Below are 17448 nucleotides of genomic sequence, written 5' to 3'. Positions count from 1 at the left end.
ATGATCTGGTCAATCTCCTTCTCACCTCTTATCCCTGTTTGGGCGCTTTCGGCTGCCATTCTTCTTGCCATTGTCGCCACGGGATTGCTGGGCCTGTTGAGCATGCGCGGATGGGTGCTCAGAGGTTTAACGCTTGTCTTGGTTGTCCTGGCGCTTGCCAACCCCGCCATAGAGCACGAAGACCGTAGTCCACTCTCCAGCGTGGTAGCCGTTGTTGTCGACAAAAGTCAGAGCCAAAAACTGGATGACAGGCTTGCCACCACAGAAACAGCCGCAGGTGAACTGAAAAGCCGTCTGAACGCGCTGGACGGGTTTGATGTTCGTGTTCTGGAAGCCAGAAACAACGGCAGCGGGGACGGCACGCAGCTGTTCCAAACGCTCGCAAACGGTCTTTCCGATGTGCCGCCGGAACGTGTCGGCGGCGCGGTTCTCATCACAGATGGGCAGGTTCACGATATTCCCGAAAAAGCCGCGAGCCTTGGCTTCAGCGCGCCTGTTCACAGCCTGATAACTGGTTCGGCAGATGAAAAAGACCGCCGTCTTGTGCTTCACAAGGCGCCCCGTTTCGGGCTTGTCGGCTCAGAGCAACTTGTTTCGGTTCGCATTGAAGATCAAGGGGCAGGCACGGGCGGCCCTTCTCGTGTGCGGCTGTCGATCAAACAGGATGGCAACATCATCAGCGAACGTTCAGCCACTGTTGGAAGCACCATCGACATACCGATAGAGATCACCCATGGCGGCAACAACATCTTTGAATTTGAAGCCGCTCCGCTTGATGGAGAACTCACCGAACTCAACAATCGTGTTGTTGTCACCATCGATGGGATTCGCGAAAACCTGAGAGTGCTTTTGGTCTCTGGCTCGCCCCATGCAGGCGAACGAACCTGGCGAAACCTCCTCAAGTCCGATGCTTCGGTTGATCTGGTTCATTTCACGATCCTGCGCCCCCCGGAAAAACAGGACGGCACGCCAATCAATGAGCTGTCCTTGATCGCGTTTCCAACCCGCGAACTATTCTCCGTCAAGATTGACGAATTCGATCTGATTATCTTTGACCGGTATGTCCGGCGCGGCGTGTTGCCAATGCTCTATTTCGACAACATTGCGCGCTACGTGCGCAATGGCGGGGCAGTGCTTTTGGCCAGCGGACCGGACTATGCAGAAGGCGGCAGCTATACCGCACACTCTGCTCCAATCTTCTGCCCGCCAACTGGCGCAATTTGGAAGAACCTTTCCATGCGACGCTGCAAAACTGGGTGAGCGGCACCCGGTGACCCGTGGTTTGCCCGGAGCAAGCCAAACGCCACCGGCCTGGAGCCGTTGGTTCAGAGCAGTCAATACGGAAGTGGATGCTGGAAACATCTGATGTCCGGCCCACAAGATACCCCCCTCCTCGTTCTAAACAGGGTGGATGAAGGACGGGTCGCTCTGCTGTTGTCAGACCATGTATGGCTGTGGGCCCGCGGCTATGAGGGCGGAGGTCCACATGTCCCTCTGCTGCGGCGGTTGGGCCATTGGTTGATGCAGGAACCGGATTTGGAAGAAGAAGCCTTGCGCGTTGCCATGCGCGGGCCGGAACTCATTGTCGAACGCCAAACGCTTGCTGAGAGCATTCGTGATGTGACCGTCACCTCCCCTACAGGTGAAACCTCAACCTTGACGATGACCGAAGCCGATCCGGGGCTATGGCGCGGCGCGATGCCCGTCACTGAAACCGGGCTTTTCTCCATAACGGACGGATCAATGACCGGCCTGGTTCACGCCGGTCCACAAAACCCGAAAGAATATACCGACGTCCTTTCAACCGGTGACAATCTGGCTCCGCTTAACAAAGCCACAAGCGGGTCCACAAAGCGCCTGCAAATAGCCGATAGTTCGCTTGCCATTCCACGCACCGTCGCCCTTCAAAACGCTACGAACTTCTCCGGAAATGGCTGGATCGGCTTTAAGGCAAGCAACGCCACGGTTTTGAACGGAGTTGATCGGTATCCGCTGTTCCTTGGATTACTCGGCCTTGCCTTGCTACTGGGCGCAATAACAGCGACCTGGTATCGCGAAGGACGCTAGGGTCAGGACCCTAGTCAACTCGCGGCTTTTGAACGATACCTTTGGGACTATCTGCGCCGTTTAGCGGTGCAATCAGCACACGCGCAGGATCGACGGGGCCGGGAAGCATGATTGATCCAATGGGTACATTCTGAAACCCGAAAGGCTTGTAATAGGCTGCATCCCCAACAAGGAGCACTGCAGTCTCTCCCGCGGCCGCAGCTGCATCAAGAGCCGTCCGCATCAAGGCTTTGCCAAGCCCCCGGCTTTTGAACTCCGGTGCGACAGTCAACGGCCCCAGAAGAAGCGCCGATGTCTGTCCAATCCGGATGTTTGTCAAGCGAACCGAACCGGCAAGTGTCGCCCCAGAAAGACCGACAAAGCTCAGATCTGGCCTATGCGCAACACCTTCGCGAATGCGAAATGCAGTCCGCGCAAAACGGCCCGGCCCGAAGGCAGCTTCTTGAAGTGCGTCGATTTCAAGGGTGTCGTGTGGGACTTCGAGGCGAATAAACCAGTTTTCCGGCTTCATTGGATCTTCCAGGCGTGAATCATTCATAACGCGCCTGCCAATGTCCCTGTTTCCTGATTTTTGGGAAGTGGTCAGCCGCGACGGATCGGACGAGTGCTATCTCGTCGGATGGTTCGTCGTCGCAATGTAAGACCAAATGCCATGAGTTCTCTCAACTAAGCCAATCCTGATGGCCAGAATGCGCAGTCGATTAGCACGCGTTTTTAATCCGGTCCAGTCCCAAAATTCATTCATGCCGCACAAGGCACTGTTCACCTTGCATGAACAGTCTTTCCAGTCCGTTGAAATGGTAAGCCTGATATACACATCTCCAAGGAATACGGTCAAAGGAGCAGGATCATGGGGTTGTTGGTCGACGGGGTCTGGACAGATCAATGGTATGACACAAAGTCCACCGGGGGAAAGTTCGTTCGCAAGGACGCCGCCTTCAGAAACTGGATCACAAAAACAGGTGAAGCCGGCCCAAGCGGCAATGACGGCTTCAAAGCCGAGCGTGACCGCTACCACCTTTATGTGTCCTACGCCTGCCCTTGGGCGCATCGCACGCTGATCTACCGGAAGCTGAAAGGTCTGGAAGACATTATCCCGGTGACCGCAGTTGAGCCGCTGATGCTGGAAAACGGTTGGAGCTTCAAAGAGCCGGACCCCGTAAACGGGGCAAACTTTGCTTGGCATCTTTATGTGAAAGCGGATCCTTCTTATACCGGCCGCGCCACCGTACCGATCCTGTGGGACAAGAAGACAGAGACAATCGTCAGCAACGAATCTGCTGAAATCATCCGCATGTTCAACAGCGCCTTTGATAAGTTGACCGGGTCCACGTTGGACCTGAGCCCGGATGCGCTTCTGCCTCAGATCGATGAGATCAACGAAACCATCTACCATTCGGTGAACAACGGGGTCTACAAAGCCGGGTTTGCAACGACGCAATCAGCCTATGAGGAAGCAGTAACCGAGCTGTTTTCCACTCTCGATCAGCTGGAAAAGCGGCTTGAGGATCAGCGGTATCTAGTAGGCGAGCGCTTGACCGAAGCTGATTGGCGGCTCTTTACAACGCTCGTGCGGTTCGATGCCGTTTATGTCGGACATTTCAAATGCAACATCCGGCGGATCAACGATTATCCCAACCTCTCCAACTATCTGCGAGAGCTCTACCAGATACCGGGGGTCGCCGAGTCGGTCGAAATGGCGACCATCAAAGAACATTATTACGGCTCGCATGAATCCATTAATCCAACACGCGTTGTCCCTGTCGGCCCGCAGCTCGATCTGGATCATCCTCATGATCGTGGCCGCCTGCCAGCAGCGGCATAACCGTTTTCCCCGCCAGCTCTACCAATAAGAGCTGGTCGGAAGCTTTCCTTTTGAAAATTCGTCCAGCCGCGCGCGTGTTGCGTCTGTTACATCTTCCGGCAACTGACCATGATCAAAAAAGTCAGCCTCGAGGATTTCGCGATTTGGAAGCAAATACACATCTGTCGGCTCCCAATCTCTGAGAACATAAAGGGCCACGTGATCACGGCCCATCCCGCGCTTATTTAAAAACAGCCCCAACAGTTCTGGCGGTTCAGTTGCCCGGACACCCGCTTCTTCGAGCACTTCTCGAGCTGCCGCCTCTCCTGCTGTTTCACCCGGATCAATGCCCCCACCGGGCAAATACCAGCCCTTCAGATAGCTGTGGCGGACGAGAAGCACCTGCCCCTTGTCATTCAAAACAATGACGCGGGCACCTATCGTCATGCCCCGACGAAAGAGTCCTGTGGTTTCGATGAGAATTCGGACCAAATATTTCGGAAAATGAGACAGAAGTGAAATCATCGTAAACCCACATTAACAACTTACTAAATACTACTTACTTTACTTACCCATGCAAGAAACGCAGGCCTGACTTACCAAAATAGCACCTACTCTTTTTGAGCATCCAGACCTACATAAGCGTCAACAATCAACCAGCCTTTTTGGCTACTTTAGTGAGCAAACCGATGCTTAAGGCCCTTTTTTCAAACCGTCGTCGTCCGAACAACTACACTTGGAAGCCGGCTGTTGACCTGACCAATCCGCGCGTTTCCGCAGCTCTGACCACGTTCCCAACAAACTGATCTAACGATCTGTTCGGTTGATGGGTCGTCAACATGTGACTGGCCCACAGCGTGCTATTTTGCTTGACGGATCACCGCGGACACACATGATGCGCGCATCATGTTGAAGTTGGCACATCTTTCTGATCCTCATCTTGGCCCACTGCCCAATCCAAAACTGATACAGCTTTTTTCAAAGCGTATCCTCGGATATTTGAATTGGTGGCAGCACCGCTCGAAAAACATGGGCGGCAACCATCTCGAACAACTGGTTGCCGACATGCAAGACCAGACCCCGGATCATGTCGCGATCACCGGGGATTTGGTCAATATCGCACTTCCCCTTGAAATCATTGGCGCCAGAACGTGGCTTGAAGGTGTTGGGTCACCGGAACATGTCACCGTCGTTCCGGGCAATCACGACGCTTATGTTCCCGGAGCCTTGAAGAAGGCCCGCGACGCATGGCTCCCATATATGAGCGCGGACAATGGATTAGCTGCTGACCACCCAGATGAAGCCAGCTTCCCCTTCGTTCGCCGTCGAAAAAACATTGCGCTCGTCGGCGTTTCAACTGCGCGGGCAACAGGCCCATGGTTTGCAACTGGCCGGGTGGGTAGCAAGCAAAGCCGCGCCTTGCGCGATACGTTAAAGGAACTTGGCGACGAAGGCCTCTTTCGCGTTGTCATGATCCATCATCCGCCCTTCCCCAAAGCCACCAACTGGCACAAGCGTCTGTCTGACGCCTCACGCGTTCGCGCAATGATCAAACGTGTTGGCGCGGAACTTGTGCTTCATGGGCACACACACATCGATAGCTTTAAAGAAATCGAAGGACCAAACGGTCCGGTTCCAGTGATTGGGGTTCCCTCCGCAACCAGTGCCCCCGGCGGCAAAAAACCGGCAGCGCGTTATAATATTTTTGAAATTGATGGATCAGCCAGAAACTGGAACGTTCAAATGACCGAACGCGGGTTTACAGGTTCGGACTCTCAAATAGAAAAAATCCGGTCACGAGATTTGTCCGGATTTTATAAAAGCTGAGTTGGCGCTGAATGAGTCAGACCGGATTGGCAAACCACGCGAATGCGATCAACCCGATCATGCCAACTGCAGCCCCAAACAGGAAACCGGAAATGATCCCCGGCCAATTTGACGATTGCTGAACCTTGGCAACGGATTGTTCATGCGCGGCCTGCCGCAGACGATTGTTGAACCAGTCACCCTCAATCGCCTTCTCGCGTTCAAGAATTCGTTCAGCGATGTATTCGGTCACACAATCCGCCATATCATCCAGAACAGATGTTTCCAGAACAACGACACGGCCGAGACGGGTGTCTTTCAGGAAACGATAAGTCTGACGATCACCACCAACCACCACATGACTGGTCATATCCACCCAAAACCGTGGTGTGGATCCAGAAACAACCTGCAGAGTGAACTGGTCATCATCCTCCGGGATCTCCTTGAAGACATCCTTCAGTTCATCAGCAAGCATTTCCAGACGTGCACGTTCTGTTTCCTGCAACTCCACAACAACATCCGAACGCTCTGCCTCTCCAAGCTGGACTTTGCGGATCGCATCTCTCAGGGACCGTACACGGGTATGAGGAACGACATTATCTTGCGCTTCCGACATTTGGGGCCCGACTCCGTTGAAGGCTAAATTTAATTTAGTTTAACCAATTCTAAATGCCCGGATAATCGCAGCACAGCAGCATATCGCTGTCATCCACTGCCAATCCTCAGAGAATGGTTAACGAAAATTTACGATATTTCAAGAATGCGGCCTTTAGGTGGGCAACCCTTGCAGTTGAATGAACGGCTATCGCCATTACGACAGCTGCATCTCTCCCGCGCTAAGCCGATCAGGCGAGCTTCGGCAAATGAGGGCCAAGTACATCTTCCAATACACCGAGATGACGGGGGTCATCCGCCACCTCAACGGAACGCTTGTATGGCCGAAAACCATTGCTTTGATAAAAGCCGAGGGCCTGCGGACTGTCCCCGGTGCAGGTATGCAGCCAAAACCGTTGCGTTTCTGGACGCCGCCACACAAAATCAATACCTTGTTGAATGAGCCAGCGTCCCATCCCGCTTCCAATTGCCTCCGGCACTAGGCCGAAATAGGCAAGTTCCGGATTTTTAGGGTCCGCAAAGTCAATCTCGAGCAATCCAAGCCGCTTACCATCCTTCACCGGACAATAGATTTCACGGGTCTCCTCTTTAAGGACATTCGCAAGCTTGTCTTCGCCGAGCACCAACCGCCCGAACCAAAGCCAATCATCGCCAATTTGACGAAAAAGGCGGATATAGTCGGCAGGAGACGGTGTTTCCCAGCGTTCCAATGAGACACCTTTTGGCGCTTCACACACCCTCGTCTCACTTGGTTTTGCCAACATTTCCAGAAAGGTAACCACAAAGGCAATCTTGTCGTTTGGAATATCGGTGTACCCATTCAGGTCGAGAGAAACAGCTGACATAAAACCTCCTTTGAACTGGGATGGTCGATACCAGCGCCCCAAAGCATTGGCAAGCAGTTGCAATTTGCAGAGAACTTAACCCGCCATTAACCATAATATTTGACAGTTGCTATATGGCAGTGAAGGGGAACTACCGTCAGCGCGACGAGCGCCTCACGTTCGCCGACTACAATAAGGCGTGGTCGGCCAAGCGACGCCGTGCGATCCAGGAAGGCCAACAGCTCCGGCAAGCAGTCTCGCAGACTGTCTTCACAAATTCAAACCGCATCTTTCAGGCCCGCCCAACTGCCGACGCGCAAGGCGTTTACGCCAGCACCACAGCTATTATGGCCCGTGTCAACATTCTGGTCTAAGAACCATTTCAAAGTTGAAATTTAGACTGCGCCGATGGTCTTGAGCTTGACCCGAGGATGAACCTCGCTCTGACTCATAACGGTCGTATGTGCACGGAACCGCTCAACAATTGACCGGACGAAGGGGCGGGTTTGCCGGGACGTCAGCAGAACAGGAACTTCCCCCTGCTGGGCAGCCTCTTCAAAAGCATCGCGAACTTTGACGACAAACTCCTGCAGCTTCGAAGGCGGCATCGCAAGCTGTCGGTCTTCGCCCTCCCCGACGATCGATTCCATGAAAGCCTGCTCCCATTGGGGAGACAGAGAAATCAGCGGCAGATAACCGCCGGGTGCCAAGTTGGACGCGCAAATCTGACGACCGAGACGACTGCGCACGTGCTCTGCAATCATGTCCGTATTGCGTGTCATGCCAACAGCCTCGGACACACCTTCCAAAATGGTGCCCAGATCGCGAACAGAAATGCGCTCGTTGAGCAACGCCTGCAGCACACGTTGAATACCGGATACGGTGATTTGCGACGGGATGATGTCGTCCACCAGTTTAGCCTGTTCGCCTTGCAGCTCTTTCAGCAGTTTTTGAACATCGCCATAGGTGAGAAGTTCGGACACATTCGCCTTGATTGTCTCAGTCAAATGCGTTGCCAAGACCGTCGCCGGATCAACGACCGTGTAGCCTCTTAACGAAGCATCTTCGCGATAGACCGCTTCCACCCATGTCGCCGGGAGACCAAATGTCGGTTCCGTGGTCTGTGTACCCGGCAGGTTCACCTGACCGCCTGATGGATCCATGACCATGAAGTGGTTTGGATAAAGACTGCCGCGACCGCCTTCAACTTCCTTGACCTTGATGACGTAGTCATTCGCGCCAAGCTGAATGTTGTCCAGAATCCGCACCGGCGGCATGATCACACCAAGGTCACTGGCAATCTGACGGCGAAGCGCCTTGATTTGCTCGGTCAGGATATCGCCGCCAGAGTTATCCTTGCCATTAATCAGCGGCAACAAGGCATAGCCAAGTTCGATACGAAGCTCGTCCATCTTGAGCGCGTCGGTGATCGGCGGCTCGGGCGGAGGTTTTGGAGCCTCTGCGACGGCTTTTTCCTGCGCAGCTTCCACTTCCACTTGCTTCTTCTTCGCCCCGACAGAATATGCGAGATAGCCGGAAACGGCTGCAAGGCCGAGAAACGGGATAGCTGGCATCCCCGGCAAAAGCGCAAGCGTCACCATGACGGCCGACGACATTCCAAGTGCCTTGGGATAGCCGGTAAACTGGGACGCGAGTGCCTTATCAGCAGACCCTTGCACTCCTGCCTTGGAGACCAACAGACCAGCAGCTGTCGACACGATCAAAGCCGGGATCTGCGAAACAAGCCCATCACCGATGGTCAACAGCGTGTAGTTGTTTGCTGCTTCACCAAAGCTCAGCTCCATCTGGGCGACGCCAATAAATATGCCGCCAAGAATGTTGATGAAGGTGATCAACAGGCCGGCGATGGCATCGCCGCGCACAAACTTTGACGCACCATCCATCGCACCAAAGAAGGAACTTTCATCCTCAAGGTTCTTCCGACGGGTGCGTGCCTCGTTTTCATCAATCAGGCCTGCGCTGAGGTCAGCATCAATTGCCATTTGCTTGCCAGGCATCGCATCAAGGGTGAAACGCGCAGCAACTTCGGCAATCCGGCCTGAACCCTTTGTTATAACGATAAAGTTCACGATCACGAGGATCGCGAAGACAATGATCCCGATCACGAAATTCCCGCCCATGACGAGATTTCCGAAGGACTGAATGACGTTTCCCGCAGCGGCCGTGCCTTCGTGCCCATTTGACAGGATCAATCGCGTCGACGCGATGTTCAAACCGAGCCGCAACATTGTCGCAATCAAAAGGACAGTCGGAAACGAGGAGAATTCCAGAGGTTTTTGGATAAACAGAGACGTCATCAAGACGAGAACTGAAAACACAATTGAGAGCGCCAGAAACATGTCGAGCATGATCGGCGGCATTGGCAGGATCAAGAGCGTCAGAATGACCATGATGCCGGTCGCAAGACCAACATCACCCCGCCTCAACGTGTCCAAAATATCCTGAAAACTCGGCAAGGAAGCACCACCAGACGCAGCAGGAGTACTTTGTCCGCTGGTCGGTTGAACCGCTTTTCCCTCATTTGCCGAGGTGTCTGTCATGACGCGCCTTTTTTACCGTGTTTACGCAGACCGCATTTCACCGGGTCCAGGTACACTCACCCCATCATCAGTATATTGATTCAGTTTGTTGCGCAGCGTCCGGATTGAGATACCCAGAATTTTCGCAGCATGGGTACGATTACCAAGGCAGTGATCGAGCGTGTCCAGAATGAGGTCGCGCTCAACATCCGCAACCGTTCTGCCAACAAAGGTTCGCGACACAGCTTCCGCCGCCTGTGCGGCTTGTGCGGCGGGCCCGCGATCAACACTGATTGGAGACCCATCCGGCAACCGGATCGCATCAACGGTGATTTCCGTTCCCGAAGCCAGCAACACCGCACGATGCATAGTGTTTTCCAGCTCGCGCACATTGCCCTGCCACACATTTGATTTCAGCGCCTGTTGGGCCTCAGCTGAAATCTCGCGTGGAGGAACGCCATTTGCCTTTGAATAATGGTCTACAAAGAACGTCGCCAACGCCATGATATCCGCCGGGCGGGACCGTAGCGGCAGGAGCTTCAGGTTCACAACATTCAGTCGGAACAGCAAGTCCTCCCGAAAGCTGCCGTTGCGAACACTCTCTGCAAGATCACGGTTCGAGGTTGCCAGGATCCTGATATTAACTGGAACAGGGCGGTTTCCGCCAACCCGGTCAATGACCTTCTCCTGAATGGCGCGCAGTAGCTTGGCTTGCAAGCGCACATCCATTTCGGAAATTTCGTCTAGCAGCAGAGTTCCGCCATCTGCCTCTTCGAATTTGCCAATACGGCGAGCAACAGCACCCGTAAACGCTCCCTTTTCGTGACCAAATAGTTCCGATTCCAGAAGATGCTCGGGAATGGCGGCGCAGTTGATGGAGATAAACGGCTTTGACGCACGGTTGGAGCACTTGTGGACGTGACGGGCAATGATTTCCTTACCCGTTCCAGATTGCCCGGTGATCAAAACGGACGCTTCGGACGGGGCTACCTGCTCTGCCAGTTTCACAACTGCCGCCATCGCGTCATCGCGATAAATCATATCGCCGCGCTCTTCGGCGACGGCGGACAAGACAGCGGCGATCAGTTCAGGGTCGGGCGGAAGGGGAATGTATTCTTTCGCACCGGCACGAATGGCGGAAACGGCAGCTTGAGCATCCGTTTCCACACCACACGCCACCAGCGGCACATGAACACGTTCAGTTTGAAGTTTATCGAGAAGGCCTGCGATATCGAGGCCCACATCCACCATCAACAGGTCTGCACCCCGACCCGACCGGAGCACTTGCAATGCTCCTTCAATGGTATCAGCATGAGTGACTTGCGCCCCTCGCTGCATGGCAATTTTGGAAGCTGTACTGAGTTGGCCGCCAAGCGTGCCAACGATCAAAAGCCGCATTCCAGTTCCCCCCCTTAACGGTCGGTCTTGATGATCTCGGTCATGGTCACACCGAGTTTGTCTTCCACCAGAACGACCTCACCGCGCGCCACGAGGCGGTCATTGACGTAAATATCAATTGCTTCCCCAACCTTTCGGTCCAGCTCCAGTACGGTGCCCGAGGCCAGTTTCAACAGATCCGAGACATGCATCTTGGATGAGCCCAACACCGCAGAAATGCGAACTGGAACATCGAATACAGCTTCAAGATCACCTGCACCCTGAGTGGCTCCTGTTGCACCATCTTCTTCTGACGGGGCAGCGGGAACTTCCAGTTCATCAAGCGGAATACCGCCACCTTGTTCATCACTCATGATGCCTGATCCTTCTGAGTGTCAGAGCCAGATCCTGCCCGCGCAGCCTTGCGTTCATCGGCGCGCGCCTGAAGGTAGGATTTGATGCTCCCGTCAATTTCTTTCTCAATGGCTTTTCGGTCTCGAATGATACCACCATCCGCCCATTCAATGTGGCAATCTCCACGACCAATGTCGGGTTCTCCCAAAATGACAAGCCGTCCTTCGAAGCCTTTTTCATTCATGATCGGGTCAACACGCTTTTTCAGCGCCTCAACGTCCCTCTCATTAACTCGCACAACAACATGAGGAGAGCGTCGCAGCGGTCCGAGGCATTCGGTAATCAGTGCCAACATTTCTGTCATTGGCTGGCGCGCAACCAGATGGGCACAAAGTCTCCGCGCCACCATGAACGCCAGACTGACGGCGTCTCTTTCCTGCTCGGTCTGTGCTTCATCAAGCTGAGCGAGCACACCCTCGACCGCGCCGATCAAGCGCCCAACCTCTTCCGTCAACAACGTGTCTTGCGCACTTTGGTGCTCTTTCAAAGCCGCAACGCGGCCTTCTTCAAAGGCCTGTTCTCGGGCTTTTTTGAGAAGCTGTTCATGCTCAGACACCGGCATCATCGGCACAACAGGCTCGGGCGGCGCTTCCACCTCTGGCTCCGGGGGCGCGGTGAAATCAACATTGAACAAAAATTTTGAAGGACTAACCATAGTGCCCATGTGTGTTTGGAGGTTTCCCTCCAGCTCCATCAATAAATGATCTCGTCGTCACCGTTCGACTTGGAAATCATGATTTCACCCTTGGCCGCCAGATCCTTGGCCATATTCACCATACCGGTTTGGGCATCATCAACGTCACGTAACCGCACAGGACCAAGCGCTTCCATATCGTCCTCCAGCAATTTGGCCGCCCGCGATGACATGTTGCCGAGGAAGTATTCGCGCGCTGTATCCGTCGACCCTTTGAGGGCGATGGCCAGCTTGTCCTTTTCCACGTTCCGCAAAAGGGTCTGACAGCTTGCTGCATCCAGCTTCATCAGATCGTCGAATGTGAACATCAACGTCTTGATGCGGTCAGCAGCTTCGCGGTTGTCTTCTTCCAGCGCAGCCAGGAACCGTGCTTCGGTCTGCCGGTCGAAGTTGTTGAAGATATCCGCCATCATTTCATGGCTGTCACGGCGCGAGGTGTTCGTGAGGTTGGACATGAACTCAACCCGAAGGGTCTGCTCCACCTTCTCCAGAACTTCCTTCTGAACCGCATCCATGCGCAGCATTCTACCAACAACTTCCAGTGCAAGCTCTTCCGGCAAGATACCAAGAACACGGGCCGCGTGATCCGACTTGATCTTGGACAGAACCACCGCAACGGTCTGCGGATATTCGTTCTTCAAATAGTTTGCGAGAACATTCTCCTGCACATTGGAAAGCTTCTCCCACATGTTCCGGCCAGCCGGGCCACGAATTTCCTCCATGATGATCGAAACCCGATCACCGGGCAGGAAGTTCGTAAGCAACCGTTCAGTCGCATCCACGTTTCCGGTCAATGCACCTTTAGAAGCGATCCGTTTAACGAAGTCCTTGAACAGATCTTCCAGCATCTTCGGCGTAACAGGTCCAAGGTTAGCCATGGCTGCCGAAATTTGCCGAATTTCGATCTCATCCAGTTGATTCCAAATCGCCTTGCCATGAACCTCGCCAAGCGCAAGCAGAAGAACCGCAGCCCGTTCAGAGCCTTTGAGTTCACGCTCTTCCTGATCCGAACTAACCGTCAGTTGATTTTGAAGCACACTTTCAGCCATTATGCCGCCTCATCCAGCCAACCGCGAACAATGGTTACAGCTTCGGTTGGGTGCTCTTCAATCATCTCGCCGACCTTGCTGATAGACGTGGCTTGGGCAGCGCCCGCAGCCTTGGCTTCCTCAAGCCATTCGATCCGCATCTCGTCGTCTTCCTCAGCATCTTCGCTCGGCACTTCACTTTCAGCAATCAGCTGACCATCAGGACCAATCAACAGCTCCTGAGGTTGCGGCTCTTCCGGTGTCACAATCCGGCGCAACAGCGGGCGCACCACGAATAGGAGCAGAAGCAAGGAGATCAGAAGAAGCACGCCGAGCTCTGCAAAACGCATGATATCTTCTTTGGTGAACTCAAACAGACCCGGCTCTTCGGTTAGATCACCTTGAGGTGGCGCCGCAAATTGCAGATTGACCACCTCAACAATGTCACCACGACCTTCATCAAACCCGACTGCTGAGCGAACCAAGAGCGCAATCCGATCCAGCGTCTCCTGGGTGCGTGGTGTATAAACCACCTCGCCATCCGCGTTTGGCCCATAGGTTCCGTCAACCAGCACGGCAACCGAGAGACGCTGTACGCGGCCAGCTTCAACGATTTCCGTTTTGGTCGAACGTGAGATTTCGTAGTTCACGATTTCTTCGGTCGCCGTTGTTTCCTCGTTTGAGCCTTCACCGCCATTGTTGTCACCCCCGTTTGGCAGTTCGTTGCCAACGGTGACCTCATTTGTCCGCTCAGTGCTGCTAGAGGCTTCTTCCTTGGTCTGAGTGGAGCGAACGACTTGGCCCTCTGGATCAAACGTCTCAATCGTTTCCGTTGTGCGGTTAAAATCGACATCCGCAGCAACGCGAACTCGTGAGCGACCCGGACCAACAACGGAACTGAGGATTTCTTCCACCTGCCCTTTCAGACGGGATTCAATGGCGAACACCCGTTCCTGAAGAGAATTCCCGATAATCCCTTCTTCATCGCTTTCCGCGCCGGATGCGAGCAACCGACCGGTTTCATCGACAACAGACACACTTTCCGGGCGTAGACCTTCAACAGCCGTTGCCACCAAATGTTGCACCGCGCGGATTTCGCCCTGACCAAGAGTGCCTCGCACATTCAGGACAATTGAACCCGTCGGTGCACGCTGGTCGCGCTGAAACAACTGCCGCTCTGGAATGACAAGATGAACTCGAGCGGACTGAATACGATCAATCGCTGCAATGGAGCGTGCCAACTCACCTTCGAGAGCACGAAGATGGTTGATATTCTGAACAAAGCTGGTGGCCCCAAGCGTGTCAGACCGGTCGAAGATTTCATAACCGATAGAGCCACCGGTCGGCAGGCCGTCTTCAGCCAACTGCATCCGCAGCCGCGCCACCCGCTCCCGAGGAACCATAACCGTCGCACCGTTGCGACCGAGTTCATACGGAACACCCATTCCCTCAAGGCGGGACACAATTGCCCCGGAATCTTCAAGTGTGAGATCCGAATAGAGCGTTGTCATCTGCGGGGCTGTAACGCGAAGAATGATAAACGCGAAAATCCCCACCAGCATCGCGGCAACTGCACCCATGGCTGCGACGCGTGTTGGTCCAAGTGTTTTTATAAATTCGATGAGCCCGTTCACGAAGTTCCGCCCGACTTTCGTTAGCCAAAAATTTCGCTCGAGAGGGTGCGAACACCTTCGGCGCATTAACCACTGGGCAAAATTTGCCGCTCAGAAGGTTAACAAGGCGTTAACGAATATGAGGTCAGAACTGGATGTTGGCGGATTTCCGCCGATCTTGTTTATGCAATTTGCAATTCGGGTGGGGAAAATTTGCCCACCTCGTTAACCTTTACAGCGAAACATGTTTCATCACACCTCGTGAAACATGCCGAAACCGAAAAAGGCCGGCGCGCAGCCAGCCTCCCCAGTCTTTAATTCTTGGATCAAGAAATGATCAGTTGCGGTACTGCTGAACCCGAGTGGCTCTCAGCCCTGCCAGACCATGTTTCTCGATTGAGCTTTGCCAGGAAAGGAACTCTTCCACTGTAAGCGTATAGCGGCTGCAGGCTTCTTCAAGGGACAATAAGCCACCCCGAACGGCTGCAACAACCTCCGCCTTTCGGCGGATCACCCAACGCTTCGTAGAAGTGGGCGGCAAATCTGCGATAGTGAGCGGACTTCCATCCGGCCCGATGACGTATTTTACACGCGAACGAATTTGTTCGGTCATTGTACTCTCACACTAACCATGACCAAGGTAAATCTGAGTGTAGGTACAGCAACTTAAAATTTGACTAAGCCAACAAATACAATTCATTAACTATAAACATTGGCATAAATTGTATTTATTTACCTTAGCTAAGGCAAAGACCGGCAACGATTAATAAAAATGGGTCAAATTTTAACTTCATCAGCTATTTATTGCAGATTGCAACTCAATACGTGCAATTTGGCACGCCAAGAGAGAACCTGCCCTTGAAAATTCTGGCAGGTTCTCGAAAATTTTTTGAATTTTCTTGCAAAATTAGGACGAAACGGCCTTCACAGTGCGCACAGCAGAGACTGGAACCGTCAGATCACCAATCTTCAGAACCGGAGTATCCGTCGATAAATCAAGGCCATCAACCACACCCTTGATCTCGGCGGACGGATTGACCTTGCTTCCGCTTCCGTCCTTCAAATTGAAGGAAATCGTGTAGGCCCCGTCGGGCGCAGTTCCGCCAGAGTTGTTTCTGCCATCCCAATCGAAGGAATTTGATCCTGCGGAAACACTGACTTCCTTGCTATAGACCGTGTTGCCAGCACTGTCCTTGATATCGATGGAGCCAGTTGCATCCTTAGCCGCGCCGAAACTCCAGCTGGCCTTGCCATTGGACAAAGTAGCCGTACCCCCTGAAGCGGTAATGTCAGACCCAATATAGTTCACATATGAAGACGCCTGCCCCGCCTGCATGGCCTCAACCATTTTGGCAAGGTGTTGGTTGCTCTGAATGGCCTGCTCGACAGAAGAGTACTGCACCAGCTGTTTTGTGTACTCAGCTGAGTCCAACGGATCCAGTGGATCCTGATATTGAATTTGCGTGGTCAGCAGAGACAAAAACAGCTCATAGTTGGAACTGAGGGACTGTGAAGCGGATGTTGTTCCAGACGAGGCCGCAGATGTTGCACCAGTTACTTGTGTCATACTCTTTTATCCCGATTGCAGCCCGCTAGATCAGGCGCGTCCAAATCTCTGTTAAATACGAACATCAAGGCCGCCATTGGCTGCCGCCAAGTTGAGCGGCACCGCTGGTCCAAATTCGTCGTGATCATGAAGCTGATCGGCTTCACCCTTGCCGGAAGCCCCGTTGTGCTGATCACCATCTTGCTGTCCGTCAGCAAACTGAGACCCTGAGTTCCCCTGATCTTTCAGGGAGAATTTCATGTTCTCAGAATCCGCTGTCAGACCTGCAGCCTCAAGCGCCCGCTCCAATCCACGCTGATCGCGCATGAACATGTCCAGCGTTTCCGGCCGCTCGACAATCAGGTGCGCCTGCACACTACCGTCGGAAGACACCTTCATCTTCACGTCCACACGGCCCAATTCAGGCGGATCAAATCGCATCTGGAATTTCGTCTGGCCGTTTTGAATATTCCGCGCCATTTCTCCGGCCACTTGCATGGCCACATGGCTGGAAAGCGTCTGATTGGGGCGCACAACATTCTCAAGCCGCACCGTTGATGTGCTTTCACCCGTTGTGCCTGTCAGGCGCAGGGCGGCTTCCGGATCAAATTCAGCATCGAACTCAACTTCACCCGGGCTCACTGCAGAGCGTGCTGCAGCGGCGGCCAAAATCTTAGGCTTAGGCGATGCTGGAGCCTGCTGAGGCGCTTCGCTGCCAGCTCCGGCAGGGGAAGCCGCAGGCGTTTTCTTTGTGCTGGCAGCAGATGGCTGCACCTCTTCCACAGCGGCATCCAGATCGGCAAGGCTTACTGGAGGCGCATCATCAGCCAATGGAGCCTGCAGGCCACCACCTTGTTTGACCGGAATGGGCTTATTCTGTGCCGCTTGAGCAAGCTGCACCACAGGCTGAGCAGGCTCGCCACTCTTTTTTGCGGCTGCGGTCACAAGCGGTTCGGCTTCAGCAGCTCCATCTTCCGTGGTCACGTTAAGCAGATCAACAATCGGCTCCTCCGCAATTGGCGTCACACTGACCCTAGAAGCAGCCGGGGCATTTACAGGCTTATGTTGGCTTGCCGAAACAGCGGTATCAACCGAAGTTGCTGAGGCAGAAGCTGACACT

Annotated in this window: 16 protein-coding genes and 1 pseudogene; 4 read left to right on the top strand and 13 right to left on the bottom strand. The window is 53.8% G+C overall.

Annotated features, from left to right (window positions below):
• Positions 1-2067 (top strand): annotated as a pseudogene (locus TRICHSKD4_RS12375) (hypothetical protein).
• Between the two features lie 10 nt (positions 2068-2077).
• Here TRICHSKD4_RS12375 and TRICHSKD4_RS12370 read toward each other — a convergent pair.
• Positions 2078-2578, bottom strand: coding sequence for a GNAT family N-acetyltransferase (locus TRICHSKD4_RS12370; RefSeq protein ID WP_009759348.1), 501 nt, complete (start codon positions 2576-2578; stop codon positions 2078-2080).
• Positions 2579-2917: 339 nt separating this feature from the next.
• Here TRICHSKD4_RS12370 and TRICHSKD4_RS12365 point away from each other — a divergent pair, with 339 nt between their 5' ends.
• Complete coding sequence (locus TRICHSKD4_RS12365) at positions 2918-3892, top strand: glutathione S-transferase family protein (RefSeq protein WP_009759347.1); 975 nt, start codon at positions 2918-2920, stop codon at positions 3890-3892.
• An 18-nt stretch (positions 3893-3910) separates the two neighbouring features.
• Here the strand turns inward: TRICHSKD4_RS12365 and TRICHSKD4_RS12360 are convergent, their stop codons facing one another.
• Positions 3911-4318 (bottom strand): NUDIX domain-containing protein, encoded by a 408-nt coding sequence (locus TRICHSKD4_RS12360; protein WP_009759346.1) that lies wholly within the window; start codon positions 4316-4318, stop codon positions 3911-3913.
• Between the two features lie 459 nt (positions 4319-4777).
• On the opposite strand from TRICHSKD4_RS12360, the gene TRICHSKD4_RS12355 reads away from it, so the two are divergent.
• Positions 4778-5698: a metallophosphoesterase gene (locus tag TRICHSKD4_RS12355; RefSeq protein ID WP_009759344.1), complete on the top strand. Its 921-nt coding sequence runs from the start codon at positions 4778-4780 to the stop codon at positions 5696-5698.
• Positions 5699-5714: 16 nt separating this feature from the next.
• Here the strand turns inward: TRICHSKD4_RS12355 and TRICHSKD4_RS12350 are convergent, their stop codons facing one another.
• Positions 5715-6293, bottom strand: a complete 579-nt coding sequence (locus tag TRICHSKD4_RS12350; RefSeq protein ID WP_009759343.1) for a hypothetical protein — start codon at positions 6291-6293, stop codon at positions 5715-5717.
• A gap of 229 nt (positions 6294-6522) precedes the next feature.
• The gene (locus TRICHSKD4_RS12345) at positions 6523-7137 is read right to left on the bottom strand and encodes an N-acetyltransferase (protein ID WP_009759342.1); all 615 of its coding nucleotides are present in this window, start codon (positions 7135-7137) and stop codon (positions 6523-6525) included.
• A 113-nt stretch (positions 7138-7250) separates the two neighbouring features.
• Here TRICHSKD4_RS12345 and TRICHSKD4_RS12340 point away from each other — a divergent pair, with 113 nt between their 5' ends.
• The gene (locus TRICHSKD4_RS12340) at positions 7251-7490 is read left to right on the top strand and encodes a hypothetical protein (RefSeq protein ID WP_009759341.1); all 240 of its coding nucleotides are present in this window, start codon (positions 7251-7253) and stop codon (positions 7488-7490) included.
• Positions 7491-7511: 21 nt separating this feature from the next.
• On the opposite strand, the gene flhA is transcribed toward TRICHSKD4_RS12340, so the two are convergent.
• The 9 genes from flhA to TRICHSKD4_RS12295 form a co-directional block, all read right to left on the bottom strand.
• On the bottom strand, positions 7512-9677 hold the full coding sequence (gene flhA, locus TRICHSKD4_RS12335) for a flagellar biosynthesis protein FlhA (RefSeq protein WP_009759340.1): 2166 nt from the start codon (positions 9675-9677) through the stop codon (positions 7512-7514).
• A 21-nt stretch (positions 9678-9698) separates the two neighbouring features.
• Complete coding sequence (locus tag TRICHSKD4_RS12330; protein ID WP_009759339.1) at positions 9699-11054, bottom strand: sigma-54 dependent transcriptional regulator; 1356 nt, start codon at positions 11052-11054, stop codon at positions 9699-9701.
• Between the two features lie 14 nt (positions 11055-11068).
• Entirely contained in the window at positions 11069-11407 is a 339-nt protein-coding gene (fliN, locus tag TRICHSKD4_RS12325; RefSeq protein WP_009759338.1) for a flagellar motor switch protein FliN, read from the bottom strand.
• Positions 11404-12042, bottom strand: coding sequence for a FliH/SctL family protein (locus TRICHSKD4_RS12320; RefSeq protein ID WP_208993080.1), 639 nt, complete (start codon positions 12040-12042; stop codon positions 11404-11406). Before TRICHSKD4_RS12320 ends, fliN begins: the two co-directional genes overlap by 4 nt.
• A gap of 98 nt (positions 12043-12140) precedes the next feature.
• Positions 12141-13190, bottom strand: coding sequence for a flagellar motor switch protein FliG (gene fliG / locus TRICHSKD4_RS12315; protein WP_009759336.1), 1050 nt, complete (start codon positions 13188-13190; stop codon positions 12141-12143).
• A complete protein-coding gene (fliF, locus tag TRICHSKD4_RS12310; protein WP_009759335.1) occupies positions 13190-14803 on the bottom strand; it encodes a flagellar basal-body MS-ring/collar protein FliF in 1614 nt (537 codons plus the stop codon). The genes fliG and fliF overlap by 1 nt, the downstream gene beginning before the upstream one ends.
• 316 nt (positions 14804-15119) lie before the next feature.
• Complete coding sequence (locus tag TRICHSKD4_RS12305; protein ID WP_009759334.1) at positions 15120-15395, bottom strand: DUF1153 domain-containing protein; 276 nt, start codon at positions 15393-15395, stop codon at positions 15120-15122.
• A gap of 294 nt (positions 15396-15689) precedes the next feature.
• Positions 15690-16349, bottom strand: a complete 660-nt coding sequence (locus TRICHSKD4_RS12300; protein WP_009759333.1) for a flagellar hook assembly protein FlgD — start codon at positions 16347-16349, stop codon at positions 15690-15692.
• A gap of 51 nt (positions 16350-16400) precedes the next feature.
• Positions 16401-17448: flagellar hook-length control protein FliK (locus tag TRICHSKD4_RS12295; protein WP_139052094.1), on the bottom strand; the 1048-nt coding region annotated here is incomplete at its 5' end.

The organism is Roseibium sp. TrichSKD4 (assembly GCF_000148725.1).
GTDB lineage: Bacteria > Pseudomonadota > Alphaproteobacteria > Rhizobiales > Stappiaceae > Roseibium.
Note: the sequence above shows the minus strand (reverse complement) of the source record. Positions and strands in the feature narration are given on the sequence as shown.